Raw genomic sequence first — 19,883 nt, 5'->3', positions numbered from 1 at the left:
ATGCTGTACTTGGCGATGGTCGTGTTCGAGGTGTTGGGCGCGAAGTGGCTCGCGCCGTTCAGCTCCAGGTACGCCTTGTCCAGCGTGGACGGCAGCGAGGTGTAGAAGGGGATGGAGTGCGACGCCACGGGCGCGACCGTGTCGTCCTCCGCGCCGACGACGAGGGTCGGCACCCGAACGCTGCCCCAGGTCTTGTCGGTGTGCCACCCGGTCAGCGGGATCGCGGCCTGCAGGGCCGGGCGCTCCTCGGCGGCCCGGAGCGTGCCGCCGCCGCCCATCGAGTGGCCCATGACGCCCAGGCGGGACGCGTCGATCCGGCTGCGGACGTCGCTGCGCTGGGTCAGGTAGTCGAGCGCGGCCAGCAGCTGGCTCGCGCGGCTGTCGGGCTGGTCGTAGAGGGTGTTGGTGGCGATGGTGATCACCACGAAGCCCTGCGACGCGATGCGGGGACCCAGCCACGCGATGGTGGATTCCGTGCCGGTGAAGCCGGGTGAGATGGCGATCGCGCCGAAGGTGCCCTCGGCGGTGCTCGTCGGGTAATAGATCGTGCCACCGCCGAAGCCGCTCACGAGCGACGACACCGAGGTGGAGGAGGTGGCGAACGGGCCGCGGAGCGCCTCGATGCCGGCGTTGGTCGGGGCCGGGCCGCGTCGGTACTCGACCTCGGCGTGCGCCGGCGCCACGCCGACCAGGGACAGGACCAGCGCGGGGACGAGCGCGGGGATCAGTGTGCGGAGTTGCACGTCGGTGTACACCTCGCTTGGCAGGGAAACTGCGGACAGCGATGACCCTGCGTCACCGGGTGAGCGCTCCGCATCGGTGCAACCACCGGTCCCGAGCGAAAACTAACACCGGTAGATAATTTCCGCCGCAGCCCTTCCGCCGACCCTCGCCCTCCGGCCAGACTGGCCCCATGCTGCGCGGACGTGACCGGCAGCGCGTCGCCGTCGACGCGTTGCTCGCCCGCGCCCGCGCCGGCCACGGCGGGGCGCTGGTGCTGCGCGGCGGCGCCGGGTCGGGCAAGACCGCGATGCTCGCCGCCGCGCGGGACGCCTTCGCCGCGTCCGGCCGCGAGGTGCTCCTGCGCGTGGACGACGCGCACCTGCTGGAGGACACCGACTGGCTGGTCGGGCTGGCCGCGCAGGTCGCCGACGAGCCGGTGGCGCTGCTGATCGCCACCGAGGGCGGGCCGTACGGGCTGCCGTGGGTGCGGCTCGACCCGCTCGACCACGCCGACAGCCTGCGGGTGCTGCGCGACCTGCGGCCCGGACTCGCGCCCGGCCTGGCCGACGACGTCGCCGACCTGGCCAGGGGCAACCCGCTGGCGCTCACCGAGCTGGCCCGCGCGCTGACCTCCGAGCAGCTGGGCGGCACCGCGCCCGCGCCCGACGCGCTGCCCGAGGACAGCTCGCTGCGGGCCCGGTTCAGCGCCCGCTTCCGCGCGCTGTCGCCGCAGGCCCGGTTCGCGGTGGCGGTGAGCGTGGTGGACGACGAGGTGGACGCCGACACCCTGGCCCGGATGCCCGACCTCGACCTGGCCGCGGTCGAGGAGGCCGCCGCCCTGCTCGACGGCGGGCCGCTGGTCCGGTCCGCGCTGCGCACCGGGATCCCGCTGGCCCTGCGCTACACCGCGCACGCCGCGCTGGCCGGGAACCTGCCGCCCGGCCCCCGCCGCACGTGGCACGAGGCCGCCCGCGCGCCCGGCGCGCGTGACGCGTTCGCCGCCCGGCTGGCCGACTCGGCGCGCCGCGCCCGCCGCTGCGGCGACTACCCGGCCGCGGCGCGCGACCACGACCGCGCCGCCGCGCTGACCTCCGACCCGGACGCCCGGGCGCGGCACCTGATCGCGGCCGCCACCGACCACTGGGCCTCCGGCGCGCCGCGCCGGGCCAGGGTCGCGCTGCGCACCGCCGCCCGGCTCACCGACAGCGCCGAGCTGCGGGCCCGCACGGAGCTGGTGCGCGGCGGCATCGACCTGGGCCACGGCCTGCCGGACGTCGCGGTGCGCCGGCTGCTCCAGGCGGCCGGCGAGCTGGTCGGCACCCACCGCGCCCTCGCCATCACCGCGCTGGGCTTCGCCGGGGAGGCGGCCAGCATCGCGGGCGACCACGCCCGCTACGCCGAGACCGCCCGGTTCGCGGCGGGCCTGCGGCTGCCCGACGAGCCGGACGAGACCCGGATCACGCTGGACCACCTCGCGGGCATGGCGGCCACGTTCGCCGGGCGGCACGAGGAGGCGCTGCCCGTGCTGCGCTCGGTGGTAGAGCTGGCCGAACGGGTGCCGCACCCGCAGGCCAAGATCTGGGGCGGCCAGGCCGCCTACACCCTGGGCGACGCGACCCGGGCGCACGAGCTGGCGACCAGCGCGGTCACCGCGGCGCACGAGCACGGCCTGACCGCCCTGGTGCCGTGGGCGCTGGTCTACCGGGCGCTGTCGGCGCTGCTGCTGGACCACCACTCGCCGGCGCTGTCGGCCGCGTTCGAGGGCGTCCACGCGGCCACCGCCATCGGCCAGCACAACGCCGTGGTGGACCACCTCACGATCCTCGCCCTGGTGTCCGCCCTGCGCGGCGACACCGACACCGCGATGCACCGCATCGACGCCGCCGCCGAGCAGATCGCCGAACGGGGACTGGGCCGGTCCGGCACGTTCGGCGCGTGGGCGTTCGCCTGCGTGGACCTGGCGCTGGACCGCCCGGCCGACGCCCTGGACCGGCTGCGGCTGATGGCCGCCGGCTCGGGCGGCGTGCACACCGGCATCAAGGTGATGGCCGCGCCGCACGTCGTGGAGGCCGCCGTCGGCTGCGGCCGGCCCGGCACGGCGGACCGGGCGCTGCGCCGGTACGAGAAGTGGGCGGGCACCACGGGCAGCGCGGCCCGGCTGGCCCTGTCGCACCGCTGCCGCGGCCTGCTCGCCCACGGCACGCGCGCCGAGGAGCACTTCCGCGAGGCGATCCGGCTGCACCGGGCCAGCGGCACCGCGATGGAGCTGGCCAAGACCGAGCTGTTCTACGGCCACCGGCTGCGCCGCGACCGCAAACCCCGCGCCGCGCGCGAGCTGCTGCGCGACGCGGTGAAGATCTTCCAGCGCTACGACGCCGACCGCTGGGTCGCGCGGACCCGCGCCGAGCTGCGCGCCGCGGGCGAGGCCGTGGCGCCCGCCCAGGCCGAGCGGAGCGCCGACCGCGCCGGCCGCCGCGCCGCCCGCCGCGCCGACGCCGACCCGACCTCGGCGCTGACCCCGCAGCAGGCGCAGATCGCCCGGCTCGTCGCCGAGGGCGCGACCAACCGGGAGGTCGCCGCCCGGCTGTTCCTGAGCCACCGCACCGTCGAGCACCACCTGCGCAACATCTTCGCCAGGCTCGAGGTGCGGTCCCGCGTCGAGCTGACCCGGATGCTCGACTGACCCAGGAGGTGTGGTGCGCGACGACTACCGGCACTGGCAGCGGATCCCGACCCGCTGGCACGACAACGACGTGTACGGGCACGTGAACAACGTCGTGCACTACGCCTTCATGGACACCGTGATCAACACCTGGTTGATCGGGGAGGGCGGGTTGGACATCCACCGCGGGCAGGCCATCGGGCTGTGCGTGGAGTCCCACTGCAACTACCGCTCGTCCATCGCGTTCCCCGAGGCCGTCGACGCGGGCCTGCGCATCGGCCACCTCGGCCGGTCCAGCGTCCGCTACGAGATCGGCTTCTACCCGGAGGGGCGGGACGAGGTCGTCGCCGAGGGGCACTTCGTGCACGTGTTCACCGACCGCGACACGCGCAAGCCGGTGGCCATCCCGGCCGGGCTGCGCGCCGCGATGGAAGGGCTGGTGGTCGCGTGAGGACCAGGGGCGCGGTGCTGACCGAGGTCGGCGGACCGCTGCGGGTGCTCGACCTGGAGCTGGACCCGCCGGGCGACGGCGAGCTGCTGGTGCGGGTGCGCGCCACCGGGCTGTGCCACTCCGACCTGTCGGTGATCGACGGGTCGCGGATCCGGCCGCTGCCGATGCTGCTCGGCCACGAGGCCGCGGGCGAGGTGGTCGAGACCGGGCCGGGCGCGTCGGACTTCGCCGTCGGCGACCGGGTGGTGCTGTCGTTCGTGCCCGCCTGCGGCTCGTGCCGCCGGTGCGTGTCCGGGCGGCAGGCGCTGTGCGAGCCGGGCGCGGCGGCCAACCGCGAGGGCGCGCTGCTGGGCGGCGGACGGCGGCTGCGGCTGCCCGACGGCACGCGCCCGCACCACCACCTGGGCGTGTCCGGGTTCGCCGAGTACGCCGTGGTGTCGGAGAAGTCGGCCACGCTCGTGCCCGCGGACCTGCCGTTCGAGATCGCCGCCCTGTTCGGCTGCGCGGTGCTCACCGGCGCGGGAGCGGCGTTCTACAGCGCGCAGGTGGCGCCCGGCGACCGGGTCGCGGTGTTCGGCCTGGGCGGGGTCGGGCTGGCCGCGCTGCTGGCCGCGCGGGCGGCGGGCGCGGCGCAGGTCGTCGCCGTGGACGTCGTCGCCCACAAGCGCGAGCTGGCGCGCAAGCTCGGCGCGACGCACGACGTGGCCGGCGGGCCGGACGCGGTGGAGGCGGTGCGGTCGGTGACCGGCGGCGGCGCCGACAAGGTGATCGACACGACCGGTGTCGCCGCGGTGCTGGAACAGGCGTACCTGGCCACCGGCGCGGGCGGCACCACGGTGACCGTCGGCCTGCCGCACCCCGACCGCACGGTCTCGCTGCCCGCGTTGAGCCTGGTCGCGGAGGAGCGCACGCTCAAGGGCAGCTACCTCGGCTCGTGCGTGCCGCGGCGGGACGTGCCGCGGTTCGTCGAGCTGTACCGGGCGGGGCTGCTGCCGGTGCAGGAACTGCTCTCGGGCCGGCTCGCGCTGGACGACATCAACACCGGGTTCACCCGTTTGGCGTCAGGAGAAGCCGTCCGGCAGGTCGTCGTTTTGTGATCAGTCAGCCGGTACGGTTGCCCGGATCGGGTGACTGTGGGGCTGAAGGAGTGGTCTGCGGTGCGGAGACGGTCGATGCTCGCGGGTGTGGCCACCGCGGTGGGCGGGATGTTCGCGGCCGGCGGTTCGGCGGGCGCCTCGGGCCGCGCCGGCGGGCTCGGCCTGGCCGACTACCGGCTGGTGAACCTCGCCCACGTCAACGACCCGGACCGGACCAACGTCTACCCCGGCGACCCGGCGTTCACGATGACGACCGTGACGACGGTGCCGGAGCACGGCTTCTACCTGCAGTACGTGCAGCAGGGGGAGCACACCGGCACGCACTGGGGCGCGCCCGCGCACTTCAACGCCGACCAGCCGCACGCCGACGAGCTGGACGCCGAGGACCTGTTCCTGCCCGCCGTGCGGATCGACGTGCGCGAGCAGGCCGCCCGCGACGCGGACTACGAGGTGAGCGTCGCCGACCTGCGGCGGTGGGAGAAGCGCCACGGTCGCATCCCGAACGAGGCCGCGGTCGTGCTGTGGACGGGGTGGGAGGACCGCTGGGGCACCCCGGCGTTCTTCAACTTCGACGCCGACGGGCGGATGCACCAGCCTGGGTTCTCGCTGGAGGCGGTGCGGTGGCTGGTCGACACCGGCCGGCTGGGCCGCCGGGGCGCGCTGGGCACGGACACGTTCAGCCCCGAGTCGGCGCTGGACGTGGAGTACCGGGTGTCCAAGCTGCTGTACCGGGAGCACCGGATCAGCCTGGAGATCCTGGCGAACCTGGCCCAGCTGCCGCCGACCGGCGCGCACGTCCTCGTCGGCGGCACGGTGAACCGGCGCGGTTCCGGCTCGCCCGCCAGCGTCTACGCGTTCGTGCCGAAGACCGCCGGGCCGAAGGGGTAGGTCAGGCGTCGTCCGGCGGGTGGTCGGCCGGCGTCAACCGCAGCTGGCTGGCCAGCAACGCGGCCTGGACGCGGTTGTCCAGCTCCAGCTTCGCCAGGGTCCGCGACACGTAGGTCTTGACCGTCGACACGCTCATGAAGAGCCGCTCGGCGATCCCGGCGTTGTCCAGCCCGAGCCCGACCAGGCCGAGGACCTCCCGCTCCCGCTCGCTGAGCAGCCCGAGCCGCCCGGCCGCGTCGGGGAACGCGGTGGACCCCGCGGTCGGGCCGGAGATCCGCCGCAGGATCCGCCTGCTCAGCCCCGTGTCGATCACCGACGCGCCGCCGTGCGCGCGCGCACCGCGTTGACCAGGTCCTTCGGCCGGAGCTGCTTGAGCAGGAAGCCGTCCGCGCCCGCGGTCAGCGCGTCGATCATCAGCTGGTCGTCGTCGAACGTGGTCAGCGCCAGCACCAGCGGCGGGTCCGGCGAGCGCTTGAGCCGCGCGGTGGCGGTCACGCCGTCCACCCGGGGCATGCGCAGGTCCATCAGCACCACGTCCGGCCGGTGCGCGCGGCACGCCGCGACCGCCTCCGCGCCGTCGGCCGCCTCGCCCACCACCTCGATGTCGCCCGCGGACTCCAAAACCGCCCTCGTCCCGGCGCGGATCAGGGCCTGGTCGTCCACGACGAGCACCCTGATCATGCCGCCGATCGTCCCACGGGGGCACCGGGGCCGCGACCGCGCGGCAGCTCGGCGCGCAGCACGAACCGGGAGCCGTCCGGCGACGGCGCGGCGGTGAGGTCCCCGCCCTCCAGCGCCGCCTCCTCGGCCAGCAGCCGCAGGCCGCGGCCCGTGCCGGGCAGGGACGGCGGGTGGCGCGGCCCGAGCGGGCTGGCCACGGTGAGCCGCACCCGGTCGTCCGCCACCAGCCGGACCTCGGCCCTCGGCACGGCGGCGTGCCGCAGCACGTTGGCCAGCGACTCGCGCACGATCCGGTAGCACAGGTCCCCGGTGGTGCCGGGCACCACGCCCGGCACGTCCGCCGAGTAGGCCACCTCGACGCCCAGCGACCGGTAGTCGCGCACCAGGTCCGCCACGTCGTCGAGGCCGAACGCCGGCGCCGGGCCGTGCGCGTCCGCCGGCGCGGACAGCACGTCGAGCACCTCGCGGAGCTGCCCGATCGCCTCCCGGCCGACGTCCGCGATCAGCTCGCACCGCCGCCGGACCGACTCGGTGGCCGTCGGGTCGACGCTGATCGCGCCCGCCGTGGTCACCATCACGGTCACGTGGTGGCCGACGCCGTCGTGCATCATCGACGCCAGCCGGGCCCGCTCGGTCAGGCTCCGCTCCCGCAGCGTGCTCTCGCGCAACCGCTGCTGCCGCTCGGCCGACTGCGCCGCGAGCCGCTCGCGCTCGGCCGACGCCTCCTCCAGGCTGTTCTTCGCCAGGCCCATCACGAACGGGGCACGGCGGCGAGCGACCAGTACACGAGCCCGTTGACCCCGTGCGCGGGCAGGTCGGCCCGGAACTCGAACAGGCGACCGGTGGCCACCGGCTGGAAGAGCACCTGGTGCGTCGGCCACAGCAGCACGCACGCCATGGACACCACGGCGGGCAGCCAGCGCCGCCGCCTGGTCAGCGAGAACGTCATCACGTAGATCGGGTACGGCAGGTCGGTCAGCAGGAACGTGGCGCACGCCACCACCACGGCCGGCCAATCGTGGTCGCGCCGCCACAACCCGACCACCACCGCGCACAACGCCGAGATCGCGGCGAACGCGGCGGGCGTCGGCGTGGGCGCGGTGCGGTGCAGCCCGGTCAGCAGCCCCACCGCGGCCGGACCGGCGATCACCAGCGCCGCCATGACGTCCCTGGCCCGCCGTGAGCGGAACAGGCGTTGCCACCGTCGGATCACCCGCACCATGCAAGCAGCTCCACCGCGCCCCGGCGACTCGCGGACGACCGAGCCGTCAACCCGCGTCCACAAGGCGCACCGACCTGTCACCGGGGGACGACACGGCCACCGCCCCGACGGGGGTCTCCTGGAGAGGACCGACCATTCGACCGACGGAGGCCCCGATGACCGCCACGCTCCGACGCCCGACCGTCCACACCGCACCCACGCCCGCGCCCGCCCTGCGACCCGGCGGCGTCGCGGCGGTCCTCGGCGCCCGGCCGGAGGTCTTCAAGCTCGCGCCCGTGCTCGGCGCGCTGGGCGACGCCGCCCGGGTCGTCCGCCCCGCGCGGGACGAGTCCGCCGCGGTGGCCGGCGACGTGCGCGGCTGCCGCATCGCGGTGGCCCTGGAGGGGATGCGGCGGGCGTTCGCCGCCGACCGCCCGGACGCCGTGCTCGTGCCGGGCGCGTCCGACACCGCGGTGGCCGCCGCGCTCGCCGCCGGCGCGCAGGGCATCCCGGTGGTCCGGGTGGACGCCGGGCTGCGCGGCCACGAGCCGCACCGCGCCGAGGAGCAGAACCGGGTCGTGCTCGACCGGGCCGCCGACGTGCTGTGCGCGGCCACCCCCGGCGACGTGGGCAACCTGGAGGCCGAGGGCCTCGGCGACCGGGACGTCCGGGTGACCGGCACCACCGCCGTGGAGGCCGTGCGCCACCGCCTCGGGTCGGAGCCGGGCCGGCTCGCCGTGCTGCGGGACCGGGGGCTGCGGCCCGACGACTACGTGCTGGCCACCCTGGGGCACGTGGACGACGAGGAGGCCCTGTTCTCGCTGGCGAACCAGCTCGCCGGGGTGGTGGACGCCGGGCACCCGGTCGTGCTGCCCGCGGACCCGCGCACGAAGGCGGCGCTGGCCCGCGCCGGCGCGCTGTCGTGCGGGATGGGCCTGCGCGTGGTGGACCGGCTGTGGCACTCGGAGTTCCTGGCGCTGGCCCGGCACGCGGCCCTGCTCGTCACCGACTCCGACGCGGTGCTGGAGGAGGCCACCGTTCTCAAGCGACCGGTCCTGGCGGTGGGGCGGCAGACCGCGCGGCCCGAGGCGTTGCGCGACTTCGGCGTGCCCGTCGGCCCCGGCGACGACCTCACGGACCTCGCGCTGGACTGGCTCGCCGACGGCGACGACCGCCGTGCCGCGCTCGCCGCCCTGCCGTCGCCGTTCGGGGACGGGCGCGGCGGCCGGCGCATCGCCGCCGCCGTGCGCGACGTGGTCCGGACCGGCGCACGCCGCTGACCGGCGTGCCACCGACCGGCGTGCCACCGACCGGCGTGCCACCGACCCGCGGGTTGCCGCCGGCCTGCGGACCGCCGACCGGTGGGCTGCCGACCGCTTGCCGCCGACCCGGGCGCACGCCGGGCTGCGGATCGCCGGGCTGCGGATCGGCGGGCTGCGGATCGGCGGGCTGCGGATCGGCGGGTCGCCGGCCCGCCGCCGACCCGGCGCGTGTCGGCGCGGCCGGGCGGGGTAACCGGGTGGGCGACCGACGCGTTCGGGAGGAGAGCGATGAGCGACACGACGACGGTGGGCCGGTTGCGGAACGTGCTCGGGGACGTCGCGTACCCGGCCGACAAGGGGCAGTTGGTCGACCACGCGTCGCGCAACAACGCCGACGAGGACACCGTGCACGCGTTGCACTCGATCCCGGACCGCCGCTACGAGTCCTTCGACCAGGTGGTCGAGTCGGCCGCGATCGACCAGCGGCGCGACGCCCGCTAGCCGTCCACAGTGGACGGACGAGTCCGGCGTTCGGCGGGTTGACACGTCCGGGTGACGTCACGCGGTGTGACCGACTTCGGCCCTCCGGCGTCGGCCGGCTGGAGCCCGACGCGCGGGTCGTGGCGGTCGGCGACGAGATGTGCGTCATCGGCCACCCGGTCGGGTTTGCCCGATCTGCGCCCGGGTACGTCGGAAGCGTGAACACCCCGCTCGACATCGCCGACCTCTTCCCCGGCCTGCGCGTGGACGACCTCGTGGTGGACTACGAGGACGGGGACGACCCGGTGCTCCGCCACCCCGACGGCTCGGAGATCGACACCTGGCGGGAGAACTACCCGTACCCGACGCGCCTCTCGCGCGAGGACTACGAGCTGGCCAAGCGGTTGCTCCAGATCGAGCTGCTCAAGCTCCAGTACTGGATCAAGGACACCGGCGGCCGGATGGTCATCGTGTTCGAGGGCCGTGACGCGGCGGGCAAGGGCGGCACCATCAAGCGCTTCACCGAGCACCTCAACCCGCGCGGCGCGCGCGTGGTCGCGCTGGGCAAGCCGACCGAGCGCGAGCAGGGGGAGTGGTACTTCCAGCGGTACGTCAACCACCTGCCGACCGCCGGGGAGATCGTGCTGTTCGACCGGTCCTGGTACAACCGCGCCGGGGTCGAGCGGGTGATGGGGTACTGCACCGACGAGCAGTACGAGAGGTTCATGCGGCAGGCCCCGACGTTCGAGCGGATGCTGGTGGACGACGGGATCGTGCTCGTGAAGCTGTGGTTCTCGGTGTCGCGGGCGGAGCAGCGGACGCGGTTCCTGATCCGGCAGGTGGACCCGGTGCGGCAGTGGAAGCTCAGCCCCAACGACATCAAGTCGCTGGACCGGTGGGACGCCTACACCGAGGCGAAGGTGGCGATGTTCCGCGCCACCGACACCGAGGCCGCGCCGTGGACCGTGGTGAAGAGCAACGACAAGAAGCGGGCCCGCATCGAGGCCATGCGCAGCGTGCTGGCGCGCGTCGAGTACGCGGACAAGGACCACGACGTGGTGGGCGAGCCGGACCCGCGCGTGGTCGGGCCCGCGGCCACGCTGCTGGAGGAGGGCGAGGACGAGTCGTCGCTCAGCCCGACCCCGATCGCGCCGGCGGACGACCCGGACCACGGACCCGGCATCCACCCCGACGGGTGCACTCCCGACGGATCCACCGCCGGAATCCACCCCTGACGGGTCCACCGCGGCGACCCGGCCCTGACGAGTGCGCCGCGGGGATCCAGCCCCAGTCCACTGCGGGGATCAGCCGCCGACGGGCCTACCGCCGACGGGCGCAACGCCGGCAGATCCACCGCCGAGGGCCATCCCTGACGGGTCCACCGCCGGATCCGCCGCTGACGAGTCTCGGCGCGGTGCCCGACCGGTGAGCCGGGTGGCGGGGCCGGTCCGCGGGTCCGCCGTCGTGGTCGCTCGGGTTCGGTTGCCGGGGCGGGATCCGCCGGCAACCGGCGTCATCCCGGTGTCGTCATTCCGGTGTCGTCATCCCGGTGCCGGCGCTCAGGTGCCGTCGTTCGGGTTCCCGTCGCCGGTGGGCTCGGCCGGCGGCTCGACGGGGTCCGGGCTGGCGCTCGGGCTCTGCGTGGCGGTGGGGGCCTGGCTCGTCGTCGGCTGCTGCTGCGGCGTGGTGGTGGGCACGGGGTTGGCGGTGGTGGTGGTGCCGCCGTCCGTCACGGGTTCGGGGGTGTCGCCCGCCGGCGTGCCGGTCGGGGCGGCGGAGGTCGTCTCCTCGGACGGGGCCGGGGCGCGGGGCGTGACCAGGAACCGGGGCTGGGCCGGGTCCTCCGCCGTGTCCGAGGAGACCGCCTGCTTCGGCTCGGCCTGCTGCGTGGCCGGTCCCGGCGGCGACGGGGTCGCCGGCTCGTCGCCCGACAGCGCGGCCAGCGTGATCGCGAACGCCCCGGCCATCGCGCCCGCCGACGCCACCAGCGCCTTCCACGACGTGCCCGCCCGGCGCGGCAGCTCCTCGGTCGGGTCGCCGGGGTCCGGCTCGGCCGGTGCGGGGTACGCGGGCGGGAACGCGCCCAGGACCCGCGCGCACTCGTGCGCGGTCGGGCGGTCCTCCGGCGCGGACGCCGTCATCGCGGCCAACAGGCGGCGCAGGTCGGCGGGCAGTTCCACGGGCACCACCGGCGGGCGGTGCAGCCGGGCGACCGCCGCCTCCACCTCGCTGCCCGGGTACTCGCGCCGCCCGGTCAGGCACTCCAGCAGCACCAGGCCGAGCGCGTACACGTCGGTCGGGTGGTCGACGTCCCCGCCCAGCACCTGCTCGGGCGCGAGGTAGGCGGCGGTGCCGACGAGCTGGTTCGTGCGGGTCAGCCGGGTCGCGCCGGTCAGGTGGGCCAGGCCGAAGTCGGCGAGGTAGGCGTCGTCGTCCTGGTCGAGCAGGATGTTCGCCGGCTTCACGTCCCGGTGCACGAGGCCGTGGGCGTGCACGTGTGCGAGCGCGTCGGCCAGTCGGGCACCGAGCGTGCGCACCTCGTCGACCGGCACCGGGCCGAGTGTCATCCGGTCGTGCAAGGTCCGGCCTTCGACCAGGCGCATCACCACGAACGGCCGGGGACCGGTGGTGTCGGCGTCGTACACCGAGACCAGCGCCGGGTGGGAGAGCGCGGCCAGCACGCGGACCTCGTTGTCGAACCGCTGCGCGGCCGCGGGGTCGAAACCGGGCTGGAAGAGCTTGATCGCGACGTGCCGGCGCAGGACCGCGTCCCACGCGCGGTGGACCTCGGCCATGCCGCCGGCCCCGATCGGCTCGATCAACTGGTAGCGGTCGGCCAGCACGTTGTCGCTTACCGAGGGTGACACCGTCATACCTCCGGTCGCGTGATCAGGACACTTCCGAATGCCCTGCGCACGCCTCGCGCAAACAGGTGAGCACGGCTCGGGTCGTCTTTCCGCACGTCGATGATCGTGCCGGCGGCCGGAAACGGCGCGTAACCGGCGTCACTTTGACGCCCGGTTCGATCACCGGCATGCTGGTGGCAGAGGGGAGTACCCACTCCGCCCGTGATCGTCACTACGGCCGCTCCGCGGCGGCCCGGTCACGGCGTCACCGCGCTCGGTGGCCGGGGAGACCTCTGGTTCGGACGAGAGCCGGAGGAGCCATGCGCGTCACGTCCCGGGTAGTCGCCACCATCGCCACGATCACCGCCGTCACCGCGCTGAGCGCGTGCGGTTCGTTGCAGGAAGCCTCCGACGCGGCCGCCGCCGTCGCCGACACCGCCTCCACCGTGCAGGTCTGCACCGAGGCGCTGTCCCAGGCCACGACCGTGTTCGACACGTCGAGCCCGGAGCGCGCGGTGGACCAGGCCCACGCCGCCGGCGCCACCCTGGCCGACCTGGCGGCCGACGCGGGGAACACGACCGTGAACGAGGCCGTCGGCGCGCTGGCCGCCACGCTGCGCGACGTGACCCTGGAGGACCTGGTCCTGCGCCCGGCCGCGTGGCTGGAGGACAAGGCCGCCCGGGTCGCCGACCTCACCGCCGCCTGCGCCCCCTGAGCCCCGGAACCGCTATTCGGCACGGGGTCGGCTGAACGTCTTTTTCCCGCGTCCTCCGGATCGGGGTCGAAATAATCCGGTCGTGCGGTCCGGGAATTAGCGAACCGGCTGCCCGGGGTAGCCGGTTCGGTTCCCCGAAATGGTATGCCGCCGATCGGCGGTTGCCGCCGCCGGCCACCGCTGGAAACGTCGGCGGCCCGGTCGTCGCGGACATCGGGCGAAATCCGGAGTCGACTGGCGGAATTGCGCATGGAGGTCGGGCCGTTGTCGGTGGAAAGCGTGCCCGACCTCTTCTCGGACCGTGTCGGCGTCGAACCGGACGTGACCGCGGTGGTGTGCGGCGCGCAACGGCTCACCTTTCGGGAATTGGCCGCGAGGGTGGAGCGGGTGGCGGACGGGCTGCTCGCGCGCGGCGTGCGGCCGGAAGACCCGGTCGGCCTGCTGCTCGACCGGGGCGTGGACGCGGTGGCGGCCCTGCTCGCGATCCTGCGGGCGGGTGGCGCGGTCGCGCCGCTGGCCGCCGACCTGCCGGACACGCGGCTGGCGGAGCTGCTGGCCGACTCGCGCCCGGCCCTCGTCCTCACCCGGCGACGGCTCGCGCACCGGCTGCCCGACGTGCCCACCGCGTTCGTCGAGGACGACCACCCGGCCGCCGGGATCCCCCCGCCCCGCCTCACCCCCGACCACCTCGCCTACGTGCTGCACACCTCCGGCTCCACCGGCCGCCCGAACGGCGTGCTGGCCACCCACCGCGGCCTGCTCGCGCTGCACGCCCACCACGCCGGCGGCCTGTTCGCGTCGGCGGCCCGGCTGAAGGTCGCCCACACCGCCGGGTTCGGCTTCGACGCGATGTGGCTGCCGCTGCTGTGGATGCTGGCCGGGCACGAGCTGCACGTGATCGACGACGACACCCTCGCCGACCCGAGGGCGCTGGCGGCGCACGTCGCGGCCGCCGGGATCGACGTGCTGGACGAGACGCCGTCACGGCTGCGCGAGCTGCTGCGCGCGGGCCTGCTCGACGGCGACCGCCGGCCGCGGCTCGTGGTCACCGGCGGAGAGCCCGTGGACCCGGACCTGTGCGCGAGCCTGGTCGCCGCAGGCGTCGCCGCCCACAACTCCTACGGCACCACCGAGGTCGCGGTCGAGAGCCTCCTGTGCCCGGTGACCGAGGTCGACCACGCCGTGCTGGGCCGGCCGATCGCGGGCGTCCGCGCGCACGTCCTGGACGACGCGCTGCGCCCGGCGCGGGAGGGCGAGCTGTACCTGGCCGGTCCCGGCGTGGCCCGCGGGTACCTCGGCCGGCCGGGGCTCACCGCCGCGTCGTTCGTGGCCGACCCGCACGGCCCGCCCGGCAGCCGGATGTACCGCACCGGCGACCTGGTGCGCCGCCGCCCGGACGGGCTGCTCGACCACCTGGGCCGGACCGGCGGGCACGTGAAGGTGCGCGGGGTCCGGGTGGACCCGGGCGAGGTCGAGGCGACCCTGTTGCGGCACCCGGCCGTGTCCGCCGCGGCGGTGGTGGTGCGGGACGCCAGGCTGGTCGCGTACGTGGTCGCGGACACCGCGCCGGACGCGCTGCGGTCCTTCCTCGCCGACCGGCTGCCGGCCCAGGCCGTGCCGTCGCCGGTGGTGCCGCTGCCCGCGCTGCCGTTGACGCCCAACGGCAAGCTCGACCGGCGTGGCCTCCCCGAACCGCGACCCGCCGGCCCGGTGACGCCGCCGCGCACCCCCGCCGAGGAACGGGTCGCCGCCGTGTGGCGGGACGTGCTCGGCGTCGAGCGGGTCGGCGCGCACGACGACTTCGTGGCGCTGGGCGGCGACTCGATCCTGGCCATGCGGGTGGTGGCGGCCCTGGACCCGGACCTGCCCGCGCGGCGGGTGTTCGCGCTGCGCACGGTCGAGGCCCTGGCCGCCGAGCTGTCCGACGACCGCCCCGCGCCCGACCCCGCCACCGGGCCGCCCGACACCTCCGCGCCGTTGTCGTACGCGCAGGAACGCCTGTGGTTCCTGGACGAGTTCGCGCCCGGCGGCGCGGAGTACACCACCACCGCGGGGTTCCGGTTGCGCGGCGAACCCGACCGGGGCGCGCTGAGCGCCGCGCTGACCCGGCTCGTCGCCCGGCACGAGCAGTTGCGCACCACCTTCCACACCGTCGACGGCCGCGGCACGCAGGTGGTCGGACCGCCCTACGAGGTCGCGCTGGAACCCGTGACCGCGTTGGCCGACTTCGTGGACCGGCCGTTCGACCTGCGCACCGGACCGCTGCTGCGCGCCGCCCTGCTGGACGGCGAGGAGGACGGCGAGCACCTGCTCGTGCTGTGCCTGCACCACATCGTCACCGACGGCTGGTCGATGGGCGTGCTGGCCGAGGAGCTGGGCCTGTGCTACTCCGCCGCGGTGCGCGGGCGGGAGCCCGACCTCCCGCCGCTGCCCCTGCGCTACACCGACTTCGCCCGCCGGCAGCGCGCCCGGCTCGCCGGGGCCGCCCTGGACGCGCACCTCGCGCACTGGGAGCGGCGGCTGGCCGGGATGGCGGTGCTGGACCTGCCCGCCGACCGGCCGCGCCCGGCGGTGGCGACCACGGCCGGGGCGACCCACCACCGGACCGTGCCGCCCGACGTCGCCGCCGCCCTGGGCGAGCTGGGCCGCGCCCACGGCGTGACGCTGTTCACCACGCTCGTGGCGGCGGCGCAGGCGTTCCTGGCGCGGGTGAGCGGCCGGCGGGACGTCGCGGTCGGCACGGTGACCTCGGGCCGCGACCACCCGGACCTCGCCGGGCTGGTGGGGTTCTTCGTCAACACCGTGGTGATCCGGTCCGAAGTGGACCCCGCCCTGTCCTTCGCGGACTTCCTGCGCCGCGTCAAGGACGTCGTCCGCGACGCGCTCGACCACGACGAGGTGCCCTTCCACCGCCTGGTCGAACTGCTGCGGCCCGACCGCGACGCGGGCCGCTCGCCGCTGGTGAACGTGGTGGTGGCGCTGCAGAACGCGCCCGCCGCACCGCCCGCGCTGGAGGGCCTGGACGTGGCGGTGTTCGACCCGCCGCGCCGGGCCGCCGCGTTCGACCTGACGCTCGAGTTCACCCGCGACGACCGCGGCCTGCGGCTGGCCGCGGAGTACCGCACCGACCTGTTCGACGACGCCACCGTCGCCCGGCTGGTCGACCGCTTCCTGGTGCTGCTCGCCGACGTCGCCGCCGACCCGGGCCGACCGCTGTCCCGGCTGCGGCTGCTCGCGCCCGGCGAACGGCGGCGGGTGCTGCACGACTGGCCGCCCGGCGCGACCGCCCCGGACCGCACGGTCACCGGCCGGTTCGCCGACCGGGTCGCCGCCCGGCCCGACGCGATCGCGGTGACCTGCGACGGGGTGTCCCTGACCTACCGCGAGCTGGACGCCTCCGCCAACCGGCTCGCGCACGGGCTGCTCGCGCGCGGCGTGCGGCCGGAGGACCGCGTCGGCGTCTGCGCCCCGCGCGGCCCGGCCGCCGTCGTCGCGCTGCTGGGCGTCCTCAAGGCCGGCGCCGCGTTCGTGCCGCTGGACCCGGCCTACCCGACGACCCGGCTCGCCGACATGGTCGCCGACTCCGGCACGGGCCTCGTGCTCGCGCCCGCCGACCTGCGCGACCGGCTGCCCGCCGGGGTCGAGGTCGTGGACCTGGAGGCGGACGCCGCGTGGCCCGACCACGCCCCGCCCGTGGTGGTGCGGCCGCGCAACGCCGCCTACGTCATGTTCACCTCCGGCTCCACCGGCCGCCCCAAGGGCGTGCTGGTCGAGCACCGGTCGGTCGCCCGGCTCGCCGAGGGCGACCCGTTCCCGATCGGGCCGCACGACGTGGTGGCGCAGTGCTCCACGCTGTCGTTCGACGCGTCCACGTTCGAGATCTGGGCGGCGCTGCTGTCCGGGGCGCGGCTCGCGGTGTCCTCCCGGACGCTGCTGTCGCCGGAGGACCTGCGCGCCTTCACGGCGGCGCACGGCGTCACCGTGCTGTGGCTGACCGCCGGCCTGTTCCACGAGGTCGCCGCCGCCGACCCGACCGCGTTCGCCGGGCTGCGGCACCTGGGCAGCGGCGGCGACGTGATCTCGCCCGAGCACTGCGCCGCCGTGCTGCGGCACGTGCCGGACCTGCGGATCGTGGACGGGTACGGCCCCACCGAGAACACCACGTTCGCCACCGCGCACGTGGTGCGGCCCGCGGACCTGGCCGCCGCCGCGCTGCCGATCGGCCGCCCGATCACCGGGGCCCGCTGCTACGTGCTGGACGACAACCTGGACCCGGTGCCGGTGGGCACGCCCGGCGAGCTGCACGTCGGCGGGACCGGCCTGGCCCGCGGCTACCTCGGCCACCCCGGGCTGACCGCGCGGCGGTTCGTCGCCGACCCGTTCGGGCACGGCGGGCGGCTGTACCGCACGGGCGACGTGGTCCGCTGGACGGCCGACGGGCTGCTGGAGTTCCTGGGCCGCACCGACGACCAGGTGAAGATCCGCGGGTTCCGGGTGGAGCCGGGCGAGGTGGAGGCGGCCCTGCGCCGCCACCCCGACGTGACCGAGGTCGCCGTGGTGCCGCACGAGCACGTGCCCGGCCACCGGCAGCTCGTCGCCTACGTCGTCGCCGGCACCGGGACCGACGAGCTGCGCCGGTTCCTGGCCGACCGGGTGCCCGCGCACCTCGTGCCCGCCGTGTTCGTGCCGCTGCCCGCGTTGCCGCTGATGGTGAGCGGCAAGGTGGACCGCCGGGCGCTGCCGCCGCCGCGCGCCCGCTCGACCCGCGCCCACGTGCCGCCGAGCGGGCCGGCCGAGGAGGCGCTGGCCCGGGTCTGGGCGGAGGTGCTCGGCGTCGAACGGGTCGGCGCGGACGACAACTTCTTCGCCCTGGGCGGGGACTCCATCCTCAGCATCCAGGTGGTGTCGCGGGCCCGGGAGCTGGGCGTGTCCGTGACGCCCCGGGACGTGTTCCTGCACCAGACGCTCAGCGGCGTCGCGGCGCACGCCACCGCGGCCCGGCCCGCGCCCGCCGACACCGGACCCGCGACCGGCGCGGTGCCGTTGACGCCGGTCCAGCACTGGTTCCTGGCCACCGCGCCGACGCCGGCGCACTGCGCGCAGTGGGTCGAGGTCGAGCTGGACCCGGACGTGGACGTGGCCGCGCTGCGGGCCGCGGTCGAGGCGCTGCCCGTGCGGCACGACCAGCTCCGCGCCCGGTTCGAGCGGGTGGACGGGCAGTGGCGGCAGCACGTGCCGGAGGAGGTGGGGCACGAGGTCTTCGCCACCGGGCCCGCCGGGCCGGACGAGTGGCGGCCGTCGTTGGCCGAGGGGCCGCTGTTCCGGGCCGTGCTGTCCGGGCGACGGCTGGTGCTGATGGCGCACCACCTCGTGGTGGACGGCGTGTCGTGGCGGATCCTGCTGGAGGACCTGGCGACCGGCTACGAGCAGGCCGCCGCCGGCCGGGCCGTCGACCTCGGACCGAGGACGACGTCGTTCCGCGAGTGGGCGCGGCGGCTGCGCGCGCACGCCGCGGCCGGCGGGTTCGACCACCACGCGGCGTACTGGGACCGCGCCGTCACCGGCGAGGCCGCCCGGGACGAACCCGAGCTGCCCGAGCGCGCCGTCACCGTGCGGCTGCCGGCCGGGGACACGGCCGCGTTGCTGCGCGGCGCGTCCGCCGCCTACCGCGCCGGCGTCGAGGACGTGCTGGTCGCCGCCGTGGCCCGGGTGTTGGGGCGGTGGCGCGGGGTGGCCCGCGTGCCGCTGGAGCTGGAGGGCCACGGGCGGGAGGACCTGTTCGCCGGGGTGGACCTGTCCCGCACGGTCGGCTGGTTCACCACCCTGTGCCCGTTCGCCGCCGAGGCGCACGACGACTGGGGCACGGCGGTCAAGGCCGCCAAGGAAGGGCTGCGCGCCGCGCACCACCACGGGCTGGGCCACGGCGCGCTGCGCTGGCTGACCACGACCCGCCCGGCCGACCACCGGCCGTGGGCGCGGGTCAACTACCTGGGCCGCTTCGACGCGGTGTTCGCCCGCGTCCCCGGCGGCATCCGGCTCGCCAAGCCGCCGACGACCGCGCCGCGCCTGGACGTGACCGCCGCCGTCACCGCCGCCGGGGAGCTGGAGGTGGAGTGGCTGCACGCGCCCGACGCGCACCCCACGCCGGAGGTGGCGCGGCTGGCGGAGGAGGTGCTGACCGCGTTGCGCGAGATCGCCGACCACTGCGCCGCGCCCGGCGCGGGCGGCGTCACGCCGTCGGACTTCCCGCTGGCCCGGCTGGACCAGGCGGAGCTGGACCTGGTCGCGGGCGACGGCCGGTCCGTCGAGGACGTGTACCCGCTCACCCCCGCGCAGAGCGGGATGCTGTTCCACAGCCTGTCCCGGCCCGACGCGTACGTGGAGCAGGTGCACCTGACCCTCGCCGACGCCGACCCGGAGGGCCTGGCGCGGGCGTGGCGGCGGGTGGTCGACGCGAACCCCGCGTTGCGCACGACCGTGGTGTGGGAGGGGGTGCGCGAGCCGGTGCAGGTGGTGCGGCGGTCGGTCGACCTGCCGATCGCGCACCACGACTGGCGGGGCGCGGCGGGGGAGGAGCGCTGGCGGCGGCTGCTGGCCGAGGACCGGGCGGCCGGGTTCGACCTGTCCTCCGGGCCGTTGGCCCGGGTGGCGGTCGTGCGGACCGGTGAGCGGGAGGTCCGTCTGCTGTGGACGTTCCACCACGTGCTGCTGGACGGGTGGAGCGCGTTCCAGGTGCTGTCGGAGGTCCTGGGCGGGCCGCGGGCCCGGCGGCCGTGGCCCGGCCACCTGGGCTGGGGGGAGGCCGCGGCTACCGGGGCGGGTGGGTGGGGTGGGGGGGTGGTGGGGGTGGCGGGGGGCGCCCCGCGGGCGGATCCG

14 protein-coding genes and 1 pseudogene are annotated in these 19,883 nt (G+C 76.0%); 10 read left to right on the top strand and 5 right to left on the bottom strand.

The features are described 5' to 3' along the window. On the bottom strand, positions 1 to 743 hold a 743-nt coding region (locus ACFXGA_RS26045), incomplete at its 3' end, for an alpha/beta hydrolase family protein (RefSeq protein WP_378092044.1). 170 nt (positions 744 to 913) lie between these two features. Here ACFXGA_RS26045 and ACFXGA_RS26040 point away from each other — a divergent pair. Genes ACFXGA_RS26040 through ACFXGA_RS26025 form a run of 4 tightly spaced genes read left to right on the top strand, consistent with a single transcriptional unit; the run spans position 914 to position 5,821 of the window. After that, positions 914 to 3,406: a LuxR C-terminal-related transcriptional regulator gene (locus tag ACFXGA_RS26040; protein ID WP_378092042.1), complete on the top strand. Its 2,493-nt coding sequence runs from the start codon at positions 914 to 916 to the stop codon at positions 3,404 to 3,406. Between the two features lie 13 nt (positions 3,407 to 3,419). Then, positions 3,420 to 3,836, top strand: coding sequence for an acyl-CoA thioesterase (locus tag ACFXGA_RS26035; protein WP_378092040.1), 417 nt, complete (start codon positions 3,420 to 3,422; stop codon positions 3,834 to 3,836). Then, on the top strand, positions 3,833 to 4,933 hold the full coding sequence (locus ACFXGA_RS26030) for a zinc-binding dehydrogenase (RefSeq protein WP_378092038.1): 1,101 nt from the start codon (positions 3,833 to 3,835) through the stop codon (positions 4,931 to 4,933). The genes ACFXGA_RS26035 and ACFXGA_RS26030 overlap by 4 nt, the downstream gene beginning before the upstream one ends. Before the next feature lie 60 nt (positions 4,934 to 4,993). Then, on the top strand, positions 4,994 to 5,821 hold the full coding sequence (locus ACFXGA_RS26025; protein WP_378092036.1) for a cyclase family protein: 828 nt from the start codon (positions 4,994 to 4,996) through the stop codon (positions 5,819 to 5,821). Position 5,822: 1 nt separating this feature from the next. On the opposite strand, the pseudogene ACFXGA_RS26020 reads toward ACFXGA_RS26025, so the two are convergent. The 3 genes and pseudogenes from ACFXGA_RS26020 to ACFXGA_RS26010 form a co-directional block, all read right to left on the bottom strand. Then, a pseudogene (locus ACFXGA_RS26020) lies at positions 5,823 to 6,502 on the bottom strand (response regulator). After that, the gene (locus tag ACFXGA_RS26015; protein WP_378092034.1) at positions 6,499 to 7,254 is read right to left on the bottom strand and encodes a sensor histidine kinase; all 756 of its coding nucleotides are present in this window, start codon (positions 7,252 to 7,254) and stop codon (positions 6,499 to 6,501) included. The pseudogene ACFXGA_RS26020 and the gene ACFXGA_RS26015 overlap by 4 nt, the downstream one beginning before the upstream one ends. Further along, on the bottom strand, positions 7,254 to 7,724 hold the full coding sequence (locus ACFXGA_RS26010) for a hypothetical protein (protein ID WP_378092032.1): 471 nt from the start codon (positions 7,722 to 7,724) through the stop codon (positions 7,254 to 7,256). The genes ACFXGA_RS26015 and ACFXGA_RS26010 overlap by 1 nt, the downstream gene beginning before the upstream one ends. Before the next feature lie 155 nt (positions 7,725 to 7,879). Here ACFXGA_RS26010 and ACFXGA_RS26005 point away from each other — a divergent pair, with 155 nt between their 5' ends. From ACFXGA_RS26005 to ppk2, 4 genes are all read left to right on the top strand, one after another. Next, positions 7,880 to 8,983 (top strand): UDP-N-acetylglucosamine 2-epimerase, encoded by a 1,104-nt coding sequence (locus tag ACFXGA_RS26005; protein ID WP_378092030.1) that lies wholly within the window; start codon positions 7,880 to 7,882, stop codon positions 8,981 to 8,983. Between the two features lie 97 nt (positions 8,984 to 9,080). Then, the gene (locus tag ACFXGA_RS26000; protein ID WP_378092028.1) at positions 9,081 to 9,218 is read left to right on the top strand and encodes a hypothetical protein; all 138 of its coding nucleotides are present in this window, start codon (positions 9,081 to 9,083) and stop codon (positions 9,216 to 9,218) included. Positions 9,219 to 9,253: 35 nt separating this feature from the next. Beyond that, complete coding sequence (locus ACFXGA_RS25995; RefSeq protein ID WP_378092026.1) at positions 9,254 to 9,466, top strand: DUF2795 domain-containing protein; 213 nt, start codon at positions 9,254 to 9,256, stop codon at positions 9,464 to 9,466. Positions 9,467 to 9,663: 197 nt separating this feature from the next. Further along, positions 9,664 to 10,680, top strand: a complete 1,017-nt coding sequence (ppk2, locus tag ACFXGA_RS25990; protein ID WP_378092023.1) for a polyphosphate kinase 2 — start codon at positions 9,664 to 9,666, stop codon at positions 10,678 to 10,680. A 324-nt stretch (positions 10,681 to 11,004) separates the two neighbouring features. Here ppk2 and ACFXGA_RS25985 read toward each other — a convergent pair whose 3' ends face one another. Beyond that, positions 11,005 to 12,312 carry a protein kinase gene (locus ACFXGA_RS25985; protein WP_378092021.1) on the bottom strand — a complete coding sequence of 436 codons (1,308 nt, stop codon included), beginning with the start codon at positions 12,310 to 12,312 and terminating at the stop codon, positions 11,005 to 11,007. Between the two features lie 299 nt (positions 12,313 to 12,611). Between ACFXGA_RS25985 and ACFXGA_RS25980 the strand changes: the two genes are divergently transcribed. Both ACFXGA_RS25980 and ACFXGA_RS25975 read left to right on the top strand, forming a co-directional pair. Then, positions 12,612 to 13,007 carry a bacteriophage spanin2 family protein gene (locus ACFXGA_RS25980; protein ID WP_378092019.1) on the top strand — a complete coding sequence of 132 codons (396 nt, stop codon included), beginning with the start codon at positions 12,612 to 12,614 and terminating at the stop codon, positions 13,005 to 13,007. Positions 13,008 to 13,286: 279 nt separating this feature from the next. Continuing rightward, positions 13,287 to 19,883, top strand: a 6,597-nt coding sequence (locus ACFXGA_RS25975) for an amino acid adenylation domain-containing protein (RefSeq protein ID WP_378092017.1), incomplete at its 3' end; no start/stop codon positions are given.

This window comes from Actinosynnema sp. NPDC059335 (assembly GCF_042752395.1).
Lineage (GTDB): Bacteria > Actinomycetota > Actinomycetes > Mycobacteriales > Pseudonocardiaceae > Actinosynnema.
The sequence above is the reverse complement of the archived record's forward strand: the minus strand, read 5'-3'. Positions and strand labels throughout refer to the sequence as shown.

Coding starts and splice junctions, on each gene's coding strand:
- ACFXGA_RS25995 (WP_378092026.1), top strand. CDS start 9,254: ATGAGCGACACGACGACGGTGGGCCGGTTGCGGAACGTGCTCGGGGAC.
- ACFXGA_RS26040 (WP_378092042.1), top strand. CDS start 914: ATGCTGCGCGGACGTGACCGGCAGCGCGTCGCCGTCGACGCGTTGCTC.
- ACFXGA_RS25980 (WP_378092019.1), top strand. CDS start 12,612: ATGCGCGTCACGTCCCGGGTAGTCGCCACCATCGCCACGATCACCGCC.
- ACFXGA_RS26010 (WP_378092032.1), bottom strand. CDS start 7,724: ATGGTGCGGGTGATCCGACGGTGGCAACGCCTGTTCCGCTCACGGCGG.
- ACFXGA_RS26005 (WP_378092030.1), top strand. CDS start 7,880: ATGACCGCCACGCTCCGACGCCCGACCGTCCACACCGCACCCACGCCC.
- ACFXGA_RS26015 (WP_378092034.1), bottom strand. CDS start 7,254: ATGGGCCTGGCGAAGAACAGCCTGGAGGAGGCGTCGGCCGAGCGCGAG.